The organism is Pigmentiphaga soli (assembly GCF_039541095.1).
Lineage (GTDB): Bacteria > Pseudomonadota > Gammaproteobacteria > Burkholderiales > Burkholderiaceae_B > Pigmentiphaga > Pigmentiphaga soli.
Genome location: NZ_BAABFO010000044.1, coordinates 1 through 13898, shown reverse-complemented (window position 1 = coordinate 13898; position 13898 = coordinate 1). Strand labels below are relative to the sequence as shown.

Here is a 13898-nt window from a genome sequence, read left to right as displayed (position 1 = left end):
CCGCGGGCGCGGGTTCGGCCTCGGCCTGGCGCGCGCGGCCGTTGCGCGCCGGGCCGGCCGGCTGCGGCGCCGTCGCGGGCTGCGACGGCGTGATGCCCTTGACGATGGCCTCCGGCCGCGCCTTGACTTCGTGTTCCTGCGCCGAGTAGGCCAGGTTGGTTTCCGGCGCCTCGGCCAGTTCGAAGCTGGCCTTGGCGCTGTCCAGCCGCGGATCGTCGTGGCGCAGGCGTTCGAGCCGGTGGTGCGGCGTTTCGAGGTGCTTGTTCGGAATCAGGATGACATTGACCTTGAGCCGCGCTTCCATCTTCGCGATGTCGTTGCGCTTCTCGTTCAGCAGGAAGGTGGCCACCTCGACCGGCACCTGGGCGTGCACCGCCGCCGTGCCTTCCTTCATCGATTCTTCCTGGATCAGGCGCAGCACCTGCAGCGCGCTCGATTCGGTGTCGCGGATCACGCCGGTGCCGTTGCAGCGCGGGCAGGTGATGTGCGAGCCCTCGTTCAGCGCCGGGCGCAGCCGCTGGCGCGACAGCTCCATCAGGCCGAAGCGCGAGATCTTGCCCATCTGGACCCGGGCGCGGTCGAAATGCAGCGCCTCGCGCAGCCGGGTCTCGACCGCGCGCTGGTTCTTGCCGTCCTCCATGTCGATGAAATCGATCACGATCAGGCCGCCCAGGTCGCGCAGCCGCAGCTGGCGCGCCACTTCGTCGGCGGCCTCGAGGTTGGTGCGCAGCGCCGTTTCCTCGATGTCGCTGCCCTTGGTGGCGCGCGCCGAGTTGACGTCGACCGCGACCAGGGCCTCGGTGTGGTCGATCACCACCGCGCCGCCCGAGGGCAGCGGCACCGTGCGGGCGTAGGCGGTCTCGATCTGATGTTCGATCTGGAAGCGCGAGAACAGCGGGATGTCGTCGCGGTAGCGCTTGACGCGCTGCACGTTGTCGGGCATCACCACGCTCATGAACGCGATGGCCTGGTCGGCGATGTCGTCGGTGTCGATCAGGATTTCGCCGATGTCGGGCGAGAAGTAATCGCGGATGGCCCGGATCACCAGGCTCGATTCCAGGTAGATCAGGATCGGGCCGGCGTTTTCGCGCGCCGCGCCGTCGATCGCCGTCCACAGCTGCATCAGGTAGGCCAGGTCCCACTGCAGCTCTTCCACGCTGCGGCCGATGCCGGCCGTGCGGGCGATGATGCTCATGCCGGCCGGAACCTGCAGCTGCTCCATCGTTTCGCGCAGTTCCTGGCGGTCTTCGCCTTCCACCCGGCGCGACACGCCGCCGCCGCGCGGATTGTTGGGCATCAGCACCAGGTAGCGGCCGGCCAGCGAAATGAAGGTGGTCAGCGCCGCGCCCTTGTTGCCGCGCTCTTCCTTTTCGACCTGGACGATCAGTTCCTGGCCTTCGCGCAGGACGTCCTGGATGCGGGCGCCGCGCACGTCGACGCCTTCCTTGAAGTAGGAGCGGGCGATTTCCTTGAACGGCAGGAAGCCGTGGCGTTCCTCGCCATAGTTGACGAAGCAGGCCTCGAGGCTGGGCTCGACGCGGGTGACGACGCCTTTGTAGATATTGCCTTTGCGCTGTTCGCGGCCGGCGGTTTCGATGTCGAGATCGATGAGCTTCTGCCCATCGACGATGGCGACGCGCAATTCTTCCTGGTGCGTCGCGTTGAACAACATGCGCTTCATGGTTGAAGTTCTCCGTGGTCGTGCGCGCCGGAATCGGCGCGCAGCCTCGGGTCGTCGGGACGCAGGCGCAGCAATGCAGGCAGCAGGAAACCGGTGCACGAGCGCCGCACCCCGCGGGTTCAGGTCAGATCGACCGGCCGGGGTGGGAATGCGCAAGGTCGGGGGAGAGCGCAGGCACCGTGGATGCCGCGGCCAGCGCCGGACAGCCGCGGTATGCGGTGCGGTCGGCGGGTAATCGCGGGATCTTGATAAGCAGTTTCAAACACGGATTGTGCGAGCCAGACAGGCGCGCCGGATAAGGCGCGCCATTGCGTATACGACGGTTTCGTACTACAGGCATCCGCGGGCGCGGGTTCCGCGAGCGCGCGGCACGCTCCGGGAGGGGAGCGCCGTGCGCGATCGGCGGGCGACCGTGACGACCCGGCGAGTCGGGCGGGAAGGGCGGGTACAATTCCGGCAGGCTTGTTGATTGTCCCGGGCCTTGCGTTCAAGGCCGGACGCAGAAGCAGCGTACCGGCCTGCGTCGGAGTGCGCCGCGCGCCATCCGGTCCGCCGCGGCCCAGGGACAGGTCTTAAGCGCACACTTGGGGCGGAAACGCCGCGAAAGCGCGTCTCGACGCCAAAGGTGCTGCCAACCCACCTGACTCGATCAGGCTCCTGGATTATATGTCGGTCCCTTTATTGCGCAAAGCAAAATCCTCGCCCGCCCTGCAGCCGGCGCCGGCCGCCGCTGCGCCCGCCGTGCGGCAGGTCGAAGTCGGCCCCGAGCACGACGGCCAGCGGCTCGACAATTTCCTGCTGCGGCTGTGCAAGGGCGTGCCCAAGAGCCATATCTACAAGGCGATCCGCGGCGGCGAGGTGCGCGTCAACCGGGGCCGTGCCGCCGCCGACCACCGGCTGGCCGCCGGCGACCTGATCCGGGTGCCGCCGCTGCGGGTGCCCGAGGCACGGCCGGCCTTCGTGCCCGCCGGCGAGTTCCCGGTCGTGTTCGAAGACGACGCCCTGCTGGTGATCGACAAGCCGGCCGGCGTGGCCGTGCACGGCGGCAGCGGCGTGGATTTCGGCGTGATCGAGCAGCTGCGGGCGGCGCGCCCGCAGGCGCGCTTCCTGGAGCTGGCGCACCGGCTCGACCGCGACACTTCCGGGCTACTGATGGTGGCCAAGAAGCGCAGCGCGCTGCTCGGCGTGCACCAGTCGCTGCGCGACGGCGGCTGGCGCAAGCACTACCTGGCGCTGGTGGCGGGCGATTGGGTCAACGACCGTCAGCACATCCGGCAGCCGCTCACCAAATGGACCACCCGCAGCGGCGAGCGGCGGGTGCGGGTCGACCCCGAGGGCCAGCCGGCCCATACGATTTTCACGCTCAGGCGGCGCTTCGGCGCGTTCAGCCTGCTCGACGCCGAACTGAAAACGGGCCGCACCCACCAGATCCGGGTGCACCTGGCCAGCGCCGGCTTCCCGATCGCCGGCGACGACAAGTACGGCAGCGACGATGCCAACGCCCGGCTCGCCCGGCGCGGTTTCCGGCGCATGTTCCTGCACGCCCACACCCTGGCGCTGCCCCACCCGCTGTCCGGCGAACCGCTGGCGCTGGAGGCGCCGCTGCCGCCCGAATGCACCCGACTGCTCGAGGAGCTCGCCGTTCCATGAATCTGCCGCAAGACAAGGCCGGCTACGCGCTGGTGGTGTTCGACTGGGACGGCACGCTGATGGATTCCACGCCGTCGATCGTGGCCGCGATCCAGGGCGCCTGCCGCGACCTGGGGCTGCGGGTGCCGCCCGACGAGGCCGCCAGCTGGGTCATCGGGCTCGGCCTGCAGGACGCCCTGCTGCGCACCGCGCCCGACCTGCCGCCGGAGCAATTGCCCCGCTTCCTCGACCGCTACCGTTTCCATTACCTGACGCGCGACCCGCAACTTCGCCTGTTCGAAGGCGTCGAAGCGCTGCTGGTTCGTCTGCGCGACGCCGGCGTGCGGCTGGCGGTGGCCACCGGCAAGAGCCGGGTCGGGCTGGAGCGCGCCTTCGACAGCACCGGGCTGCGGCGCTATTTCGACGCCAGCCGCTGCGCCGACGAAAGCTTCTCCAAGCCGCATCCGGCCATGCTGAACGAATTGCTGGAAGAGCTGGAGGTGGCGCCGGCGGCCGCGGTCATGGTGGGCGACACCTCGCACGATCTCGACATGGCGCGCAACGCCGGCGTGCACGGCGTCGGCGTCACCTACGGCGCCCACCGCATCGACGAGCTTTCCGCCTGTAGCCCGCAGGCGCTGGTGGGCAGCGTGGCCGAGCTCGGACAATGGCTCGGGCCGCGCGTGGGGCTGGCATCGTAATCGCCTTTTTCCGCCGGGCCGCGCCGCCGCGCAGCGGCAAGCGTGGGGCCCCCTTTTCGCCTATGCTACGAACTTCCGATCCTCGCGAGCCTTTTCATGTCCCAGGATGATTTTCACGCTTCTTCGTCAGCCGGCGCGCCTTGGGAGCGCGAGGTTCTGGAGCGGCTGGTGTTCGCCAGCCTCAAAGAGCAGCGCGCCAAGCGCCGCTGGTCGATCTTTTTCCGGCTGGTGACGCTGGCCGTCGTGCTGGTCGTCCTGTTCGGCCTGGGCGACGCGCTGTGGCGCGGCAGCGCCAGCGTGCCCGAGCCGCACACCGCGCTGGTCACGCTCGACGGCGTGATCGACGCCGACGGCGAGGCCAGCGCCGAAAAGGTCAACGGCGCGCTGCAGGCCGCCTTCGACGACGCCGGCTCCAAGGGCGTGGTGCTGCGCATCAACAGCCCCGGCGGCAGCCCCGTCCAGGCCGGCATGATCTACGACGAGATCCGCCGCCTGCGCCAGGCCCATCCCGACAAGCCGCTGTACGCGGTGGTCGAGGAAATCTGCGCCTCGGGCGGCTACTACGTGGCCGCCGCGGCCGACCGCATCTACGTCAACAAGGCCAGCGTGGTGGGCTCGATCGGCGTCATCATGGAAGGCTTCGGCTTCAACGAGATCATGTCGAAGGTCGGCATCGACCGCCGGCTGGTGGTGTCGGGCGAAAACAAGGCGATGCTCGACCCGTTCTCGCCGCCCAACCCGAGCCAGCAGGCCTACGCCAACCAGCTGGTGCAGGAAATCTACCGGCAGTTCGTGTCGGCGGTGCGCACCGGCCGCGGCGACCGGCTGCACGAAACGCCCGACATGTTCTCCGGCCTGATCTGGACCGGCGCCAAGAGCGTGGAGCTGGGCCTGGCCGACGATCTGGGCACGGTCGACAGCGTGGCGCGCGACGTCATCCATGCCGACCTGGTGGTGGACTACACCGTCAAGGAAAACATCGCCGAGCGCTTCGCCAAGCGGGTAGGGGTGTCGTTCGGCGCCGCGGTGGCGCGGGCCGGTTTCGGCGCGGCGGCCAGCGGCTGGCACTGGCGCTAGCCGCCCCGTTCACCGCCGTGCCAGGAACAGGAACAGGGCCGGCAGCCGGTCCAGGGCCGGCGCCGGGCGGCGTTTCCAGGCCGCCACCGGATGGGTCTGGACCCACTCGTCGTCGGTGGTCAGCGAGCGCGCCACGCACAACAGCGTATCGGGCTTGAGCGCGGCCAGCAGCGCGCCGAACATGGCGTCGTTGCGGTAGGGGGTCTCGATCAGCATCTGCGTCTGGTCGAGCCGGGCGGAGGCCTGTTCCCAATCGCGCAATTGCTTCTGGCGCGCCGCGGCATCGACCGGCGCATAGCCGTGGAAGGCGAAGCGCTGGCCGTCGAGCCCGCTGGCCATCAGGCCCAGCAGGATGGACGACGGCCCCACCCACGGCCGCACCCGGATGCCCAGCGCATGGGCGGCGCGCGCCACGCGGGCGCCGGGGTCGGCCACCGCCGGGCAGCCGGCGTCGGAAACCAGCCCGATCTCGCCGCCGGCCGCAGCCGGCGCCAGCCAGGCGCGGATGTCATCGTCGCGCACCCGTTCGTCCAGCGTGTGGATCGCGATTTCCTGCAGCGGCCGCACGGTGCCTATCCCTTTCAGGAAGGCGCGCGCCACCTTGGCGTTCTCGGCGATATAAATGTCGAGCCGGCCGGCCAGCGCGCGTGCCTCGGCCGGCAGCCAGCGTTCGGGCGGCGCGTCGCCCAGCCCGACGGGGATCAGGTGCAGCGTGCCGGAGGAGGGGCTCCCCCCTGCGCGCTCACGCGCGGAGGAGGGGCCCCCCCCTGCGCGCTCACGCGCGCCCCCCAGGGGGCGATGCGAGCGGACCGGCGGAGCCGGATCCGCCGCATCCTGGGTGGGGTGGCGCGGGTTCATGCGTCGTGGGGCGCGCGTGGCGCGGTGGAGTGACCAGGATGAAGATGGTCGAGCGGGTCCAGTCCGAAGCCGGCCAGGATCCGGGTCAACGCGATCAGCGGCAGGCCGATCAGCGCGGTCGGGTCGTCGCTTTCGATGCGTTCCATCAGCGCGATGCCCAGCGCCTCGGCCTTGGCGCTGCCGGCTGTGTCGTAGGGCTGTTCCAGTTCCAGGTAGGCGCGCAGCGCGTCGTCGCCCACTTGGCGGAAGGTGCAGCGGGTGACGACGTCGGCCGTTTCCACGCGTTCGCCGTCGTCCACCGCCACCGCCGTATGGAAGGCCACGGCCTTGCCGCGCATCGCCTGCAGCTGCGCCAGCGCGCGGTCGAAATCGCCCGGCTTGCCGATCGGCTCGCCGTCGAGCACGGCCACCTGGTCGGAGCCGATCACCACGTTGCCCGGACATTGGGCGGCCACGGCGCGCGCCTTGGCGCGGGCCAGCCGCATGGCCAGCGCGGCCGGCTCTTCGCCGGGCTGGGGCGTTTCGTCGACGCCGGGCGCGGCGACCGCGAACGGCAGGCACAGCCGCGCCAGCAGGTCGCGCCGGTAGCGCGAGGTGGAGGCGAGGATCAGCGGGCGAGGGGTTTGGGCGGGAAGATTCATGGCGGTGGACCCGGCGGTGGGACCAGCCCTGTTGCCGAGGTGCAGCAACGTTGTGCCGGTCGTGTAAGTGTTTGACGTATTTGAATTTTTCACGCTATTATCCAATGTTTTTCCGGGGCTTGCTAAGCCTGTGGCAGTCGTGACTGAGCGCTTTATCGACGCATTCGAATTCGTGCGGCTGGGCAAGTCGGCCTCGGGCCGCGTGCCGCTCGCGCGGTTCGTGCGGCTTTTGTCGGGCCAGCCCGAGCAGCCGGCGGGCGCGGCGGCCGAGTGGTGGGCGCGCGCCGACCGCGGGCCGCTCGGCCAGCCGCTGATCCGGCTGCACGTGCGGGCCGAGCCCGTGCTGCGCTGCGAGCGCTGCCTGGAGCCGTTCACGCTGCCGATCGATTCCGAAGTCGCGCTGCAGCTCGTCGAAACCGAAGACGAGCTCGACGCCGACCAGGCCGAGCCGGCAGCGGAAGACGATCCCGCGGCCGATTTCGAAAAAGTGCTGGGGTCGCGCAAGTTCGATCTGCACGAACAGGTCGAAGACGAACTCATCCTGTGCGTGCCCTACGTGCCCAAGCACGACGTCTGCCCCGCCGGCAGCGGCCAGGAGGCCGGGCAGGCGCCCGGCAAGCCGTCGCCGTTCGCCGTGCTGGCGCGCTTGAAAGACCGCGCCGGCGAGGGTGAATAGAAGGGTTTTTTGTGTATATTCGTGGCGTTCGCGGAGCCGGCAGTGCCTCAGCTTCTGGCTTACAATGCGCCCGCCGTTCCTAGGAGTCCATTCAAAATGGCCGTTCAGCAAAACAAGAAGTCGCCGTCCAAGCGTGGCATGCACCGCGCCCATGATTTCCTCACCGCCCCCCCCACGGCCATCGAGCCGACCACGGGCGAAACGCATCTGCGCCATCACATCAGCCCCAACGGCATCTACCGTGGGCGCAAGGTTCTCAAAACCAAGAACGACGAGTGACGCGGCGCGACCCTGGCGGTAGCGCACCTCGGGGTCGCCACTCAGGGGTGGATCGCGGACCGTCGCCGGCGCATGGCGCACGGCGGCTGCCGCGTCGGCGATCTTCCCCTGGGCACTTGCGGAAACTTTTTTCTGTCTGCCTGCTGCCAAGGAAACGCAGGGCCGTCCCAGGTTTCCTTGTCCCCCTCGGGGGGCGGGCCGGGCCTAGCCCGGCCCTGGGGGTCCTTTCACGGCAGGCGGTCCTTTGTCCATGGCTATGATCCGAATCGCGATCGACTGCATGGGGGGTGATTTCGGCCTTTCCGTGACGATTCCGGCCGCGCTCTCGTTCTGTGAACGCCATCCCGACGTCCGCCTGCTGCTCGCCGGCCTGCCCGATCAGATCGAGGCCCGGCTCGCGCAGGCCCGGGCCACGGCCGCGCAGCGCGAACGGCTGCAGATCGTGCCCGCTTCCGAAGTCGTCGAGATGGACGACAAGGTCGAGGTCGCGCTGCGCCGCAAGAAAGACTCCTCCATGCGCGTGGCCGCGGCCCAGGTGCGCGACGGCTTGGCCGACGCCTGCGTGTCGGCCGGCAACACCGGCGCCTGGATGGCGATCTCGCGCTACGTGCTCAAGACGCTGGACGGCATCGACCGTCCCGCCATTGCCAAGGCCATGCCGAACCAGAACGGCGGCATGACCGTGATCCTCGATCTCGGCGCCAACGTCGATTGCACCGCCGAGCACCTGCTGCAGTTCGCCATCATGGGTTCGGCGCTGGTGTCGGCGGTCGGCCGCCGGGCGCGTCCCAGCGTGGGCCTGCTCAACATCGGCGAGGAAGTCATCAAGGGCAACGACGTGGTCAAGCAGGCGGCCGAGCTGCTGCGGGCCAGCACGCTCAACTTCCACGGCAACGTCGAAGGCAACGACATCTTCAAGGGCACGGTCGACGTCATCGTGTGCGACGGCTTCGTCGGCAACGTGGTGCTGAAAGCCTCCGAGGGCCTGGCCAAGATGCTGGGCATCTTCATCAAGGAAGAGTTCAAGCGCAATCTGTTCACGCTGCTGATGGGCGCGGTCGCCACGCCCGTGCTCAACCGCTTCCGCCACCGGGTCGACCCGCGCCGCTACAACGGCGCCTCGCTGCTCGGCCTGCGCGGCGTGGTCATCAAGAGCCACGGCGCGGCCGATGCCTATGCGTTCGGATGGGCGCTGCAGGACGCCTACGACGCGGTCGCCAGCGGGCTGCTGGCGCGCACCACGCAGGCCGTGGCCCAGCTGACCGCCGGCCGTCCGGCCGCGCCGTCGTCCGAAACCGATCCCGCGCCGCGGCCCGCCGCGGCGCATGGAGATTTTGCATGAGTTCAACTGCGCCCATCCGCAAGGACGTGTGGTCGCGCATCGCCGGCTCGGGCAGCTTCCTGCCCGAACGGGTGGTGAGCAACGACGAACTGGCCGCCGAGCTGGCCAGCCGCGGCATCGAGACCTCGCACCAGTGGATCATGGACCGCACCGGCATCGCCCAGCGCCACCTGGCCGATCGCGACACCACCTCCAGCCAGCTCGCGGTCGAGGCCGCGCGCCGCGCGCTGGCCGATGCCGGCGTCGAGGCTTCCGAGCTCGACCTGATCGTGGTCGCCACTTCCACCCCCGATTTCGTCTTTCCCAGCACGGCCTGCCTGGTCCAGGCCCAGCTCGGCGCGCGCGGCGCCGCCGCCTTCGACGTGCAGGCCGTGTGCAGCGGCTTCGTCTACGCGCTGGCCACCGCCGACAGCTTCATGCGCGCCGGCCGGTCGTCGTGCGCGCTGGTGATCGGCGCCGAAGTGTTCTCGCGCCTGCTCGACTGGAACGACCGTGGCACCTGCGTGCTGTTCGGCGACGGCGCGGGCGCCGTGGTGCTCAAGCCGTCGGCCGAGCCCGGCATCCTGGCGGCGAAGCTGCATGCCGACGGCAGCCAGACCGGCATCCTGTGCGCGGCCGGCAACATCGCCTACGGCGAGATCGTGGGCGACCCGCTGCTGCGGATGGAAGGCCAGGCCGTGTTCAAGCAGGCGGTGCACGTACTGGAAGACGTGGCCCGCGAAACCTGCGACGAGGCCGGCGTGGCGCTGTCCGAGGTCGACTGGCTGATCCCGCACCAGGCCAACGTCCGCATCATCAACGCCACGGCGCGCAAGCTGGGCATCCCGGCCGAGCGCGTGGTGATCACGGTCGACCGCCACGCCAATACCTCGGCCGCCAGCGTGCCGCTGGCGCTCGACGCCGCCCGCCGCGACGGCCGCATCCGCCCCGGGCAACTGGTCATGATGCAGGGCGTGGGCGGCGGCTTCACGTGGGGCGCCGTGCTGGCCCGGATGTAGGCCGGCGCAGCCCACATTCCCGTATATAAAAAAACCTACATTCCCACAGACTCCCATGAAAATCGCGTTCGTATTCCCCGGCCAGGGGTCGCAGTCGGTCGGCATGCTCGGCGGCTTCGATGGCAACGCCGCGGTGGCCGATACGCTGGCGCGCGCCGGCGCGGCCCTGGGCGAAGACCTCGCCGGCCTGGTCGCGTCCGGCCCGGCCGAACAACTGAACCTCACCACCAATACCCAGCCCGTGATGCTGGCAGCCGGCGCCGCCTTCCATGCCGCCTGGCAGGCCGCGGGCGGCCGCGCGCCCGACGTGGTGGCCGGCCACAGCCTGGGCGAATACGCGGCGCTGGTGGCCGCCGGCGCGCTGGCGCTCGAAGACGCCGTGCGCCTGGTGCGCATCCGCGCCGACGCCATGCAGTCGGCGGTGCCGGTGGGGCAGGGCGGCATGGCCGCCATCCTGGGCCTGACCGACGACCAGGTGCGCGCGGCCTGCGCGGCCGCCGCCCAGGGCGAAGTGGTGGAGGCCGTCAATTTCAACGCGCCGGCGCAAGTCGTGATCGCCGGCGCCAAGGCCGCGGTGGAGCGCGCCTGCGAGGCCGCCAAGGCGGCCGGCGCCAAGCGCGCGCTGCCGCTGCCGGTATCGGCGCCGTTCCATTCCAGCCTGATGAAGCCGGCGGCCGAGGTGCTGGCGCGGGCGCTGGCCGGCGTCGCCATCCAGCCGCCGCGGATTCCCGTCGTCAACAACGTCGACGTGGCCGCGCCGGCAGAGCCCGCGGCCATCGCCGATGCGCTGGTCCGCCAGGCCTGGCATCCGGTACGATGGGTCGAAACCATCCGCGCCATGCGCGCGCAGGGCGTCACCCATGTCATAGAATGCGGCCCCGGCAAGGTGCTGACGGGCCTGGCCAAGCGGATCGAGCCTGAATTGGTGGCGATGGCCATCACCGACCAGGCCTCGCTCGACGCCGCGCTGCAGGCTATGGAAGGATGAGCCCCCCCTGCGCGCTTACGCGCGCCCCCCAGGGGGCGACGCTGGCGGACCGGCGAAGCCGGATCCGCTGCGTCCTGGACCGGGCCGTGGCAGATGCATATGGCGTGGTTCATGCGGGGCAAGAGTGACGGCGATGACGGGGAACAAGGAAAAATGAGCATGGAATTGCAAGGCAAGGTCGCCCTGGTCACCGGCGCGTCGCGCGGGATCGGCAAGGCCATCGCCGCCGAACTGGCGGCGCGCGGCGCGCTGGTGGTGGGCACCGCCACCACCGAGGCCGGCGCGCAGGGCATCACCGCCGCGCTGGCGGGCGGTTCGCAGCCCGGCCGCGGCGTGGTGCTGCAGGTCAACGACGGCGCCGCTGTCGACGCGCTGGTCGAGGCCATCGGCAAGGCCGAGGGCGGCCCGCACATCCTCGTCAACAATGCCGGCATCACCCGCGATACACTCGCGATGCGCATGAAAGACGATGACTGGTCGGCCGTCATCGATACCAATCTGAACGCGGTCTTCAGGCTGTCGCGCGCGGTCATGCGGGGCATGATGAAGGCCAAATGGGGGCGGATCATCAACGTGACGTCGGTGGTCGGAGCCAGCGGCAACGCGGGCCAGGCCAACTACGCCGCCGCCAAGGCCGGCGTGGCGGGCCTGACGCGCGCGCTGGCGCGCGAACTGGGCAGCCGCAACGTCACCGTCAATTGCGTGGCGCCCGGCTTCATCGATACCGACATGACCCGCACGCTGGGCGAGGCGCAAACCGAAGCATTGCTGTCGCAGATCCCGCTGGGCCGGCTGGGCCAGCCCGAAGACATCGCCCACGCGGTGGTCTACCTGGCCTCGCCGGGCGCGGCCTACGTGACGGGCGCCACGCTGCATGTCAACGGCGGCATGTACATGAGTTGAAACCCGCGCGGCGCAATATCCGCGCCGCGTGTTTTGTCAGGGGCCGGCCCGCTTGGAGAAAGGCGAGCTTGGCTATAATCAGTCATACCAGACCCTTTTGGAGGATCTCCATGGATAGCATCGAACAGCGCGTCAAGAAGATCGTCGCTGAGCAGCTCGGCGTCAACGAAGCCGAGATCAAGAACGAATCTTCTTTTGTCGACGACCTCGGTGCCGATTCGCTCGATATGGTGGAGCTCGTCATGGCCCTCGAAGACGAGTTCGAGACCGAGATTCCCGACGAGGAAGCGGAAAAGATCACGACCGTGCAGCAGGCCATCGATTACGTCGGCGCGCACATCAAGAAGTAAACCATTGCATTGCGCCTGTCGGGGCAATGGGGCGGCTGGGGCGGCTGGTCAGCCGCCTTTTTTAGTCCCCCCTACGCGCTTCGCGCGCCCCCCAGGGGGCGACGCTGGCCGACCGGCGGAGCCGGATCGGCGGCGTCCTGGATGGCAGTGTCTTGGCGCGGGGCAGTGGTTATCCGTACTTATTTGGTTTTTTACGGCGCTGCGCGCCTTCTACGACATATGAAATTGCGCCACCCCATCCAGGGCACCGCCGATCCGGCTCCGCCGGTCGGCCGGTGCCGCCCCCTAGAGGGGGCGCGCGCAGCGCGTAGGGGGTGGTCATACAGGAGCTTTCAGTGAAGCGACGCGTCGTCATCACCGGTCTCGGTATCGTCAGTCCCGTGGGCAACGATATCGCCTCCGCCTGGGACAGCATCGTCAACGGCCGTTCCGGCATCGATCGCATCACCCGTTTCGATCCTTCCGATTTCAACTGCCACATCGCCGGCGAAGTCAAAGGCTTCGACGTCGGCCAGTACATGCCGGCCAAGGAAGCGCGCCAGATGGATACCTTCATCCATTACGGCATGGCGGCCGGCATCCAGGCCTGGCAGGACAGCGGGCTCGAAGTGAGCGAAGCCAACGCCGAGCGCATCGGCGTCATCGTCGGCTCGGGCATCGGCGGCCTGCCGCGCATCGAAGAAACGCAGGCCGAATACCTGGAGCGCGGCCCGCGCCGCATCTCGCCGTTCTTCGTGCCCGCATCGCTGATCAACCTGATCTCCGGGCAGCTGTCGATCCGCCTGGGCCTGAAGGGCCCCAGCTATGCCGTGGTCTCGGCCTGCACCACCGGCCTGCACTGCATCGGCGACGCCGCGCGCCTGATCGAATACGGCGACGCCGACGTCATGGTGGCAGGCGGCGCCGAGTCGACCGTGTCGCCGCTGGGCATCGGCGGCTTCGCCGCGATGCGCGCGCTGTCCACCCGCAACGACGACCCGCAAACGGCCTCGCGTCCCTGGGACCGCGACCGCGACGGCTTCGTGCTGGGCGAGGGCGCCGGCGTGCTGGTGCTGGAAGAATACGAGCATGCCCGCCGGCGCGGCGCGCGCATCTACGGCGAATTCGCCGGCTACGGCATGAGTTCCGACGCGCATCACATCACCGCGCCCGACCGCGACGGCCCGCGCCGAGGCGTGGTCAACGCGCTGCGCAACGGCGGCATCAACCCCGACCAGGTCGACTACGTCAATGCGCACGGCACGTCCACGCCGCTGGGCGACAAGAACGAAACCGAGGCGCTGAAACTGGCGTTCGGCGACCACGCCCGCAAGCTGGTCGTCAACTCCACCAAGTCCATGACGGGCCATCTGCTGGGCGCGGCCGGCGGCATCGAAGCCGTCTTCACCACCCTGGCCGTCCACAACCAGGTGTCGCCGCCCACGATCAACATCTTCAACCAGGATCCGGAGTGCGACCTGGACTACTGCGCCAACCAGGCGCGGCCCATGCGCATCGATGTCGCCATTTCCAATTCGTTCGGCTTCGGCGGCACCAACGGCACGATGATCGTAAAACGAATTTGAGCGATTCCGCCGTACCTGTCAGGGGCTTGCAAGTCCATGCTGTCCTCGCGAGGCATTCGCAGCGCGCGGAGCGGTTCGCCCTGCTGGCATGGTCGGCGGCTGCCGCGGCGCTGATGGTCAGCGTCTACTGGGGGCTGGGCCGCGGCCCGGGCGCCGGGCTGGCGGCGCTGGCCGCGCTGGCCCTGGCGGCCGGCTCCTGGACGGCGCGCG

At 69.5% G+C, this 13898-nt stretch carries 15 protein-coding genes; 12 read left to right on the top strand and 3 right to left on the bottom strand.

Going from position 1 to position 13898, the window contains the following annotated elements; genetic code table 11:
• On the bottom strand, nucleotides 1-1681 hold a 1681-nt coding region (locus tag ABD927_RS24205; RefSeq protein ID WP_345252464.1), incomplete at its 3' end, for an Rne/Rng family ribonuclease.
• A gap of 666 nt (nucleotides 1682-2347) precedes the next feature.
• On the opposite strand from ABD927_RS24205, the gene ABD927_RS24200 reads away from it, so the two are divergent.
• The 3 genes from ABD927_RS24200 to ABD927_RS24190 all read left to right on the top strand — a co-directional run bounded on the left by ABD927_RS24200 (nucleotide 2348) and on the right by ABD927_RS24190 (nucleotide 5088).
• Complete coding sequence (locus ABD927_RS24200; protein WP_345252463.1) at nucleotides 2348-3331, top strand: RluA family pseudouridine synthase; 984 nt, start codon at nucleotides 2348-2350, stop codon at nucleotides 3329-3331.
• The gene (locus ABD927_RS24195) at nucleotides 3328-4011 is read left to right on the top strand and encodes an HAD-IA family hydrolase (protein ID WP_345252462.1); all 684 of its coding nucleotides are present in this window, start codon (nucleotides 3328-3330) and stop codon (nucleotides 4009-4011) included. The genes ABD927_RS24200 and ABD927_RS24195 overlap by 4 nt, the downstream gene beginning before the upstream one ends.
• A gap of 96 nt (nucleotides 4012-4107) precedes the next feature.
• On the top strand, nucleotides 4108-5088 hold the full coding sequence (locus ABD927_RS24190; protein ID WP_345252461.1) for a S49 family peptidase: 981 nt from the start codon (nucleotides 4108-4110) through the stop codon (nucleotides 5086-5088).
• A 9-nt stretch (nucleotides 5089-5097) separates the two neighbouring features.
• Here the strand turns inward: ABD927_RS24190 and ABD927_RS24185 are convergent, their stop codons facing one another.
• Nucleotides 5098-5946 carry an SAM-dependent methyltransferase gene (locus ABD927_RS24185; protein WP_345252460.1) on the bottom strand — a complete coding sequence of 283 codons (849 nt, stop codon included), beginning with the start codon at nucleotides 5944-5946 and terminating at the stop codon, nucleotides 5098-5100.
• Nucleotides 5943-6587, bottom strand: coding sequence for a Maf family nucleotide pyrophosphatase (locus tag ABD927_RS24180; RefSeq protein WP_345252459.1), 645 nt, complete (start codon nucleotides 6585-6587; stop codon nucleotides 5943-5945). The genes ABD927_RS24185 and ABD927_RS24180 overlap by 4 nt, the downstream gene beginning before the upstream one ends.
• Before the next feature lie 139 nt (nucleotides 6588-6726).
• On the opposite strand from ABD927_RS24180, the gene ABD927_RS24175 reads away from it, so the two are divergent.
• From ABD927_RS24175 to ABD927_RS24135, 9 genes are all read left to right on the top strand, one after another.
• Complete coding sequence (locus ABD927_RS24175; RefSeq protein WP_345252458.1) at nucleotides 6727-7263, top strand: YceD family protein; 537 nt, start codon at nucleotides 6727-6729, stop codon at nucleotides 7261-7263.
• A 96-nt stretch (nucleotides 7264-7359) separates the two neighbouring features.
• Nucleotides 7360-7542, top strand: coding sequence for a 50S ribosomal protein L32 (gene rpmF, locus ABD927_RS24170; RefSeq protein ID WP_345252457.1), 183 nt, complete (start codon nucleotides 7360-7362; stop codon nucleotides 7540-7542).
• A gap of 256 nt (nucleotides 7543-7798) precedes the next feature.
• On the top strand, nucleotides 7799-8884 hold the full coding sequence (plsX, locus tag ABD927_RS24165) for a phosphate acyltransferase PlsX (RefSeq protein WP_345252465.1): 1086 nt from the start codon (nucleotides 7799-7801) through the stop codon (nucleotides 8882-8884).
• A complete protein-coding gene (locus ABD927_RS24160; protein ID WP_345252455.1) occupies nucleotides 8881-9882 on the top strand; it encodes a beta-ketoacyl-ACP synthase III in 1002 nt (333 codons plus the stop codon). The genes plsX and ABD927_RS24160 overlap by 4 nt, the downstream gene beginning before the upstream one ends.
• A 55-nt stretch (nucleotides 9883-9937) precedes the next feature.
• Nucleotides 9938-10870: an ACP S-malonyltransferase gene (gene fabD, locus ABD927_RS24155; RefSeq protein ID WP_345252453.1), complete on the top strand. Its 933-nt coding sequence runs from the start codon at nucleotides 9938-9940 to the stop codon at nucleotides 10868-10870.
• 153 nt (nucleotides 10871-11023) lie between these two features.
• Complete coding sequence (gene fabG / locus ABD927_RS24150; RefSeq protein ID WP_345252451.1) at nucleotides 11024-11773, top strand: 3-oxoacyl-ACP reductase FabG; 750 nt, start codon at nucleotides 11024-11026, stop codon at nucleotides 11771-11773.
• Between the two features lie 110 nt (nucleotides 11774-11883).
• Nucleotides 11884-12123, top strand: a complete 240-nt coding sequence (acpP, locus tag ABD927_RS24145) for an acyl carrier protein (protein ID WP_087779058.1) — start codon at nucleotides 11884-11886, stop codon at nucleotides 12121-12123.
• Nucleotides 12124-12458: 335 nt separating this feature from the next.
• On the top strand, nucleotides 12459-13688 hold the full coding sequence (fabF, locus tag ABD927_RS24140; RefSeq protein WP_345252450.1) for a beta-ketoacyl-ACP synthase II: 1230 nt from the start codon (nucleotides 12459-12461) through the stop codon (nucleotides 13686-13688).
• Between the two features lie 26 nt (nucleotides 13689-13714).
• Nucleotides 13715-13898 (top strand): hypothetical protein (locus ABD927_RS24135; protein ID WP_345252449.1); only part of this gene is annotated, 184 nt, incomplete at its 3' end.

Excerpts from the sequence above, each read along its gene's own strand:
- ABD927_RS24180 (WP_345252459.1), bottom strand. The coding sequence starts at position 6,587 with ATGAATCTTCCCGCCCAAACCCCTCGCCCGCTGATCCTCGCCTCCACC.
- plsX (WP_345252465.1), top strand. The coding sequence starts at position 7,799 with ATGATCCGAATCGCGATCGACTGCATGGGGGGTGATTTCGGCCTTTCC.
- ABD927_RS24160 (WP_345252455.1), top strand. The coding sequence starts at position 8,881 with ATGAGTTCAACTGCGCCCATCCGCAAGGACGTGTGGTCGCGCATCGCC.
- ABD927_RS24185 (WP_345252460.1), bottom strand. The coding sequence starts at position 5,946 with ATGAACCCGCGCCACCCCACCCAGGATGCGGCGGATCCGGCTCCGCCG.
- fabG (WP_345252451.1), top strand. The coding sequence starts at position 11,024 with ATGAGCATGGAATTGCAAGGCAAGGTCGCCCTGGTCACCGGCGCGTCG.
- ABD927_RS24195 (WP_345252462.1), top strand. The coding sequence starts at position 3,328 with ATGAATCTGCCGCAAGACAAGGCCGGCTACGCGCTGGTGGTGTTCGAC.
- ABD927_RS24190 (WP_345252461.1), top strand. The coding sequence starts at position 4,108 with ATGTCCCAGGATGATTTTCACGCTTCTTCGTCAGCCGGCGCGCCTTGG.
- ABD927_RS24200 (WP_345252463.1), top strand. The coding sequence starts at position 2,348 with ATGTCGGTCCCTTTATTGCGCAAAGCAAAATCCTCGCCCGCCCTGCAG.
- rpmF (WP_345252457.1), top strand. The coding sequence starts at position 7,360 with ATGGCCGTTCAGCAAAACAAGAAGTCGCCGTCCAAGCGTGGCATGCAC.
- acpP (WP_087779058.1), top strand. The coding sequence starts at position 11,884 with ATGGATAGCATCGAACAGCGCGTCAAGAAGATCGTCGCTGAGCAGCTC.
- fabD (WP_345252453.1), top strand. The coding sequence starts at position 9,938 with ATGAAAATCGCGTTCGTATTCCCCGGCCAGGGGTCGCAGTCGGTCGGC.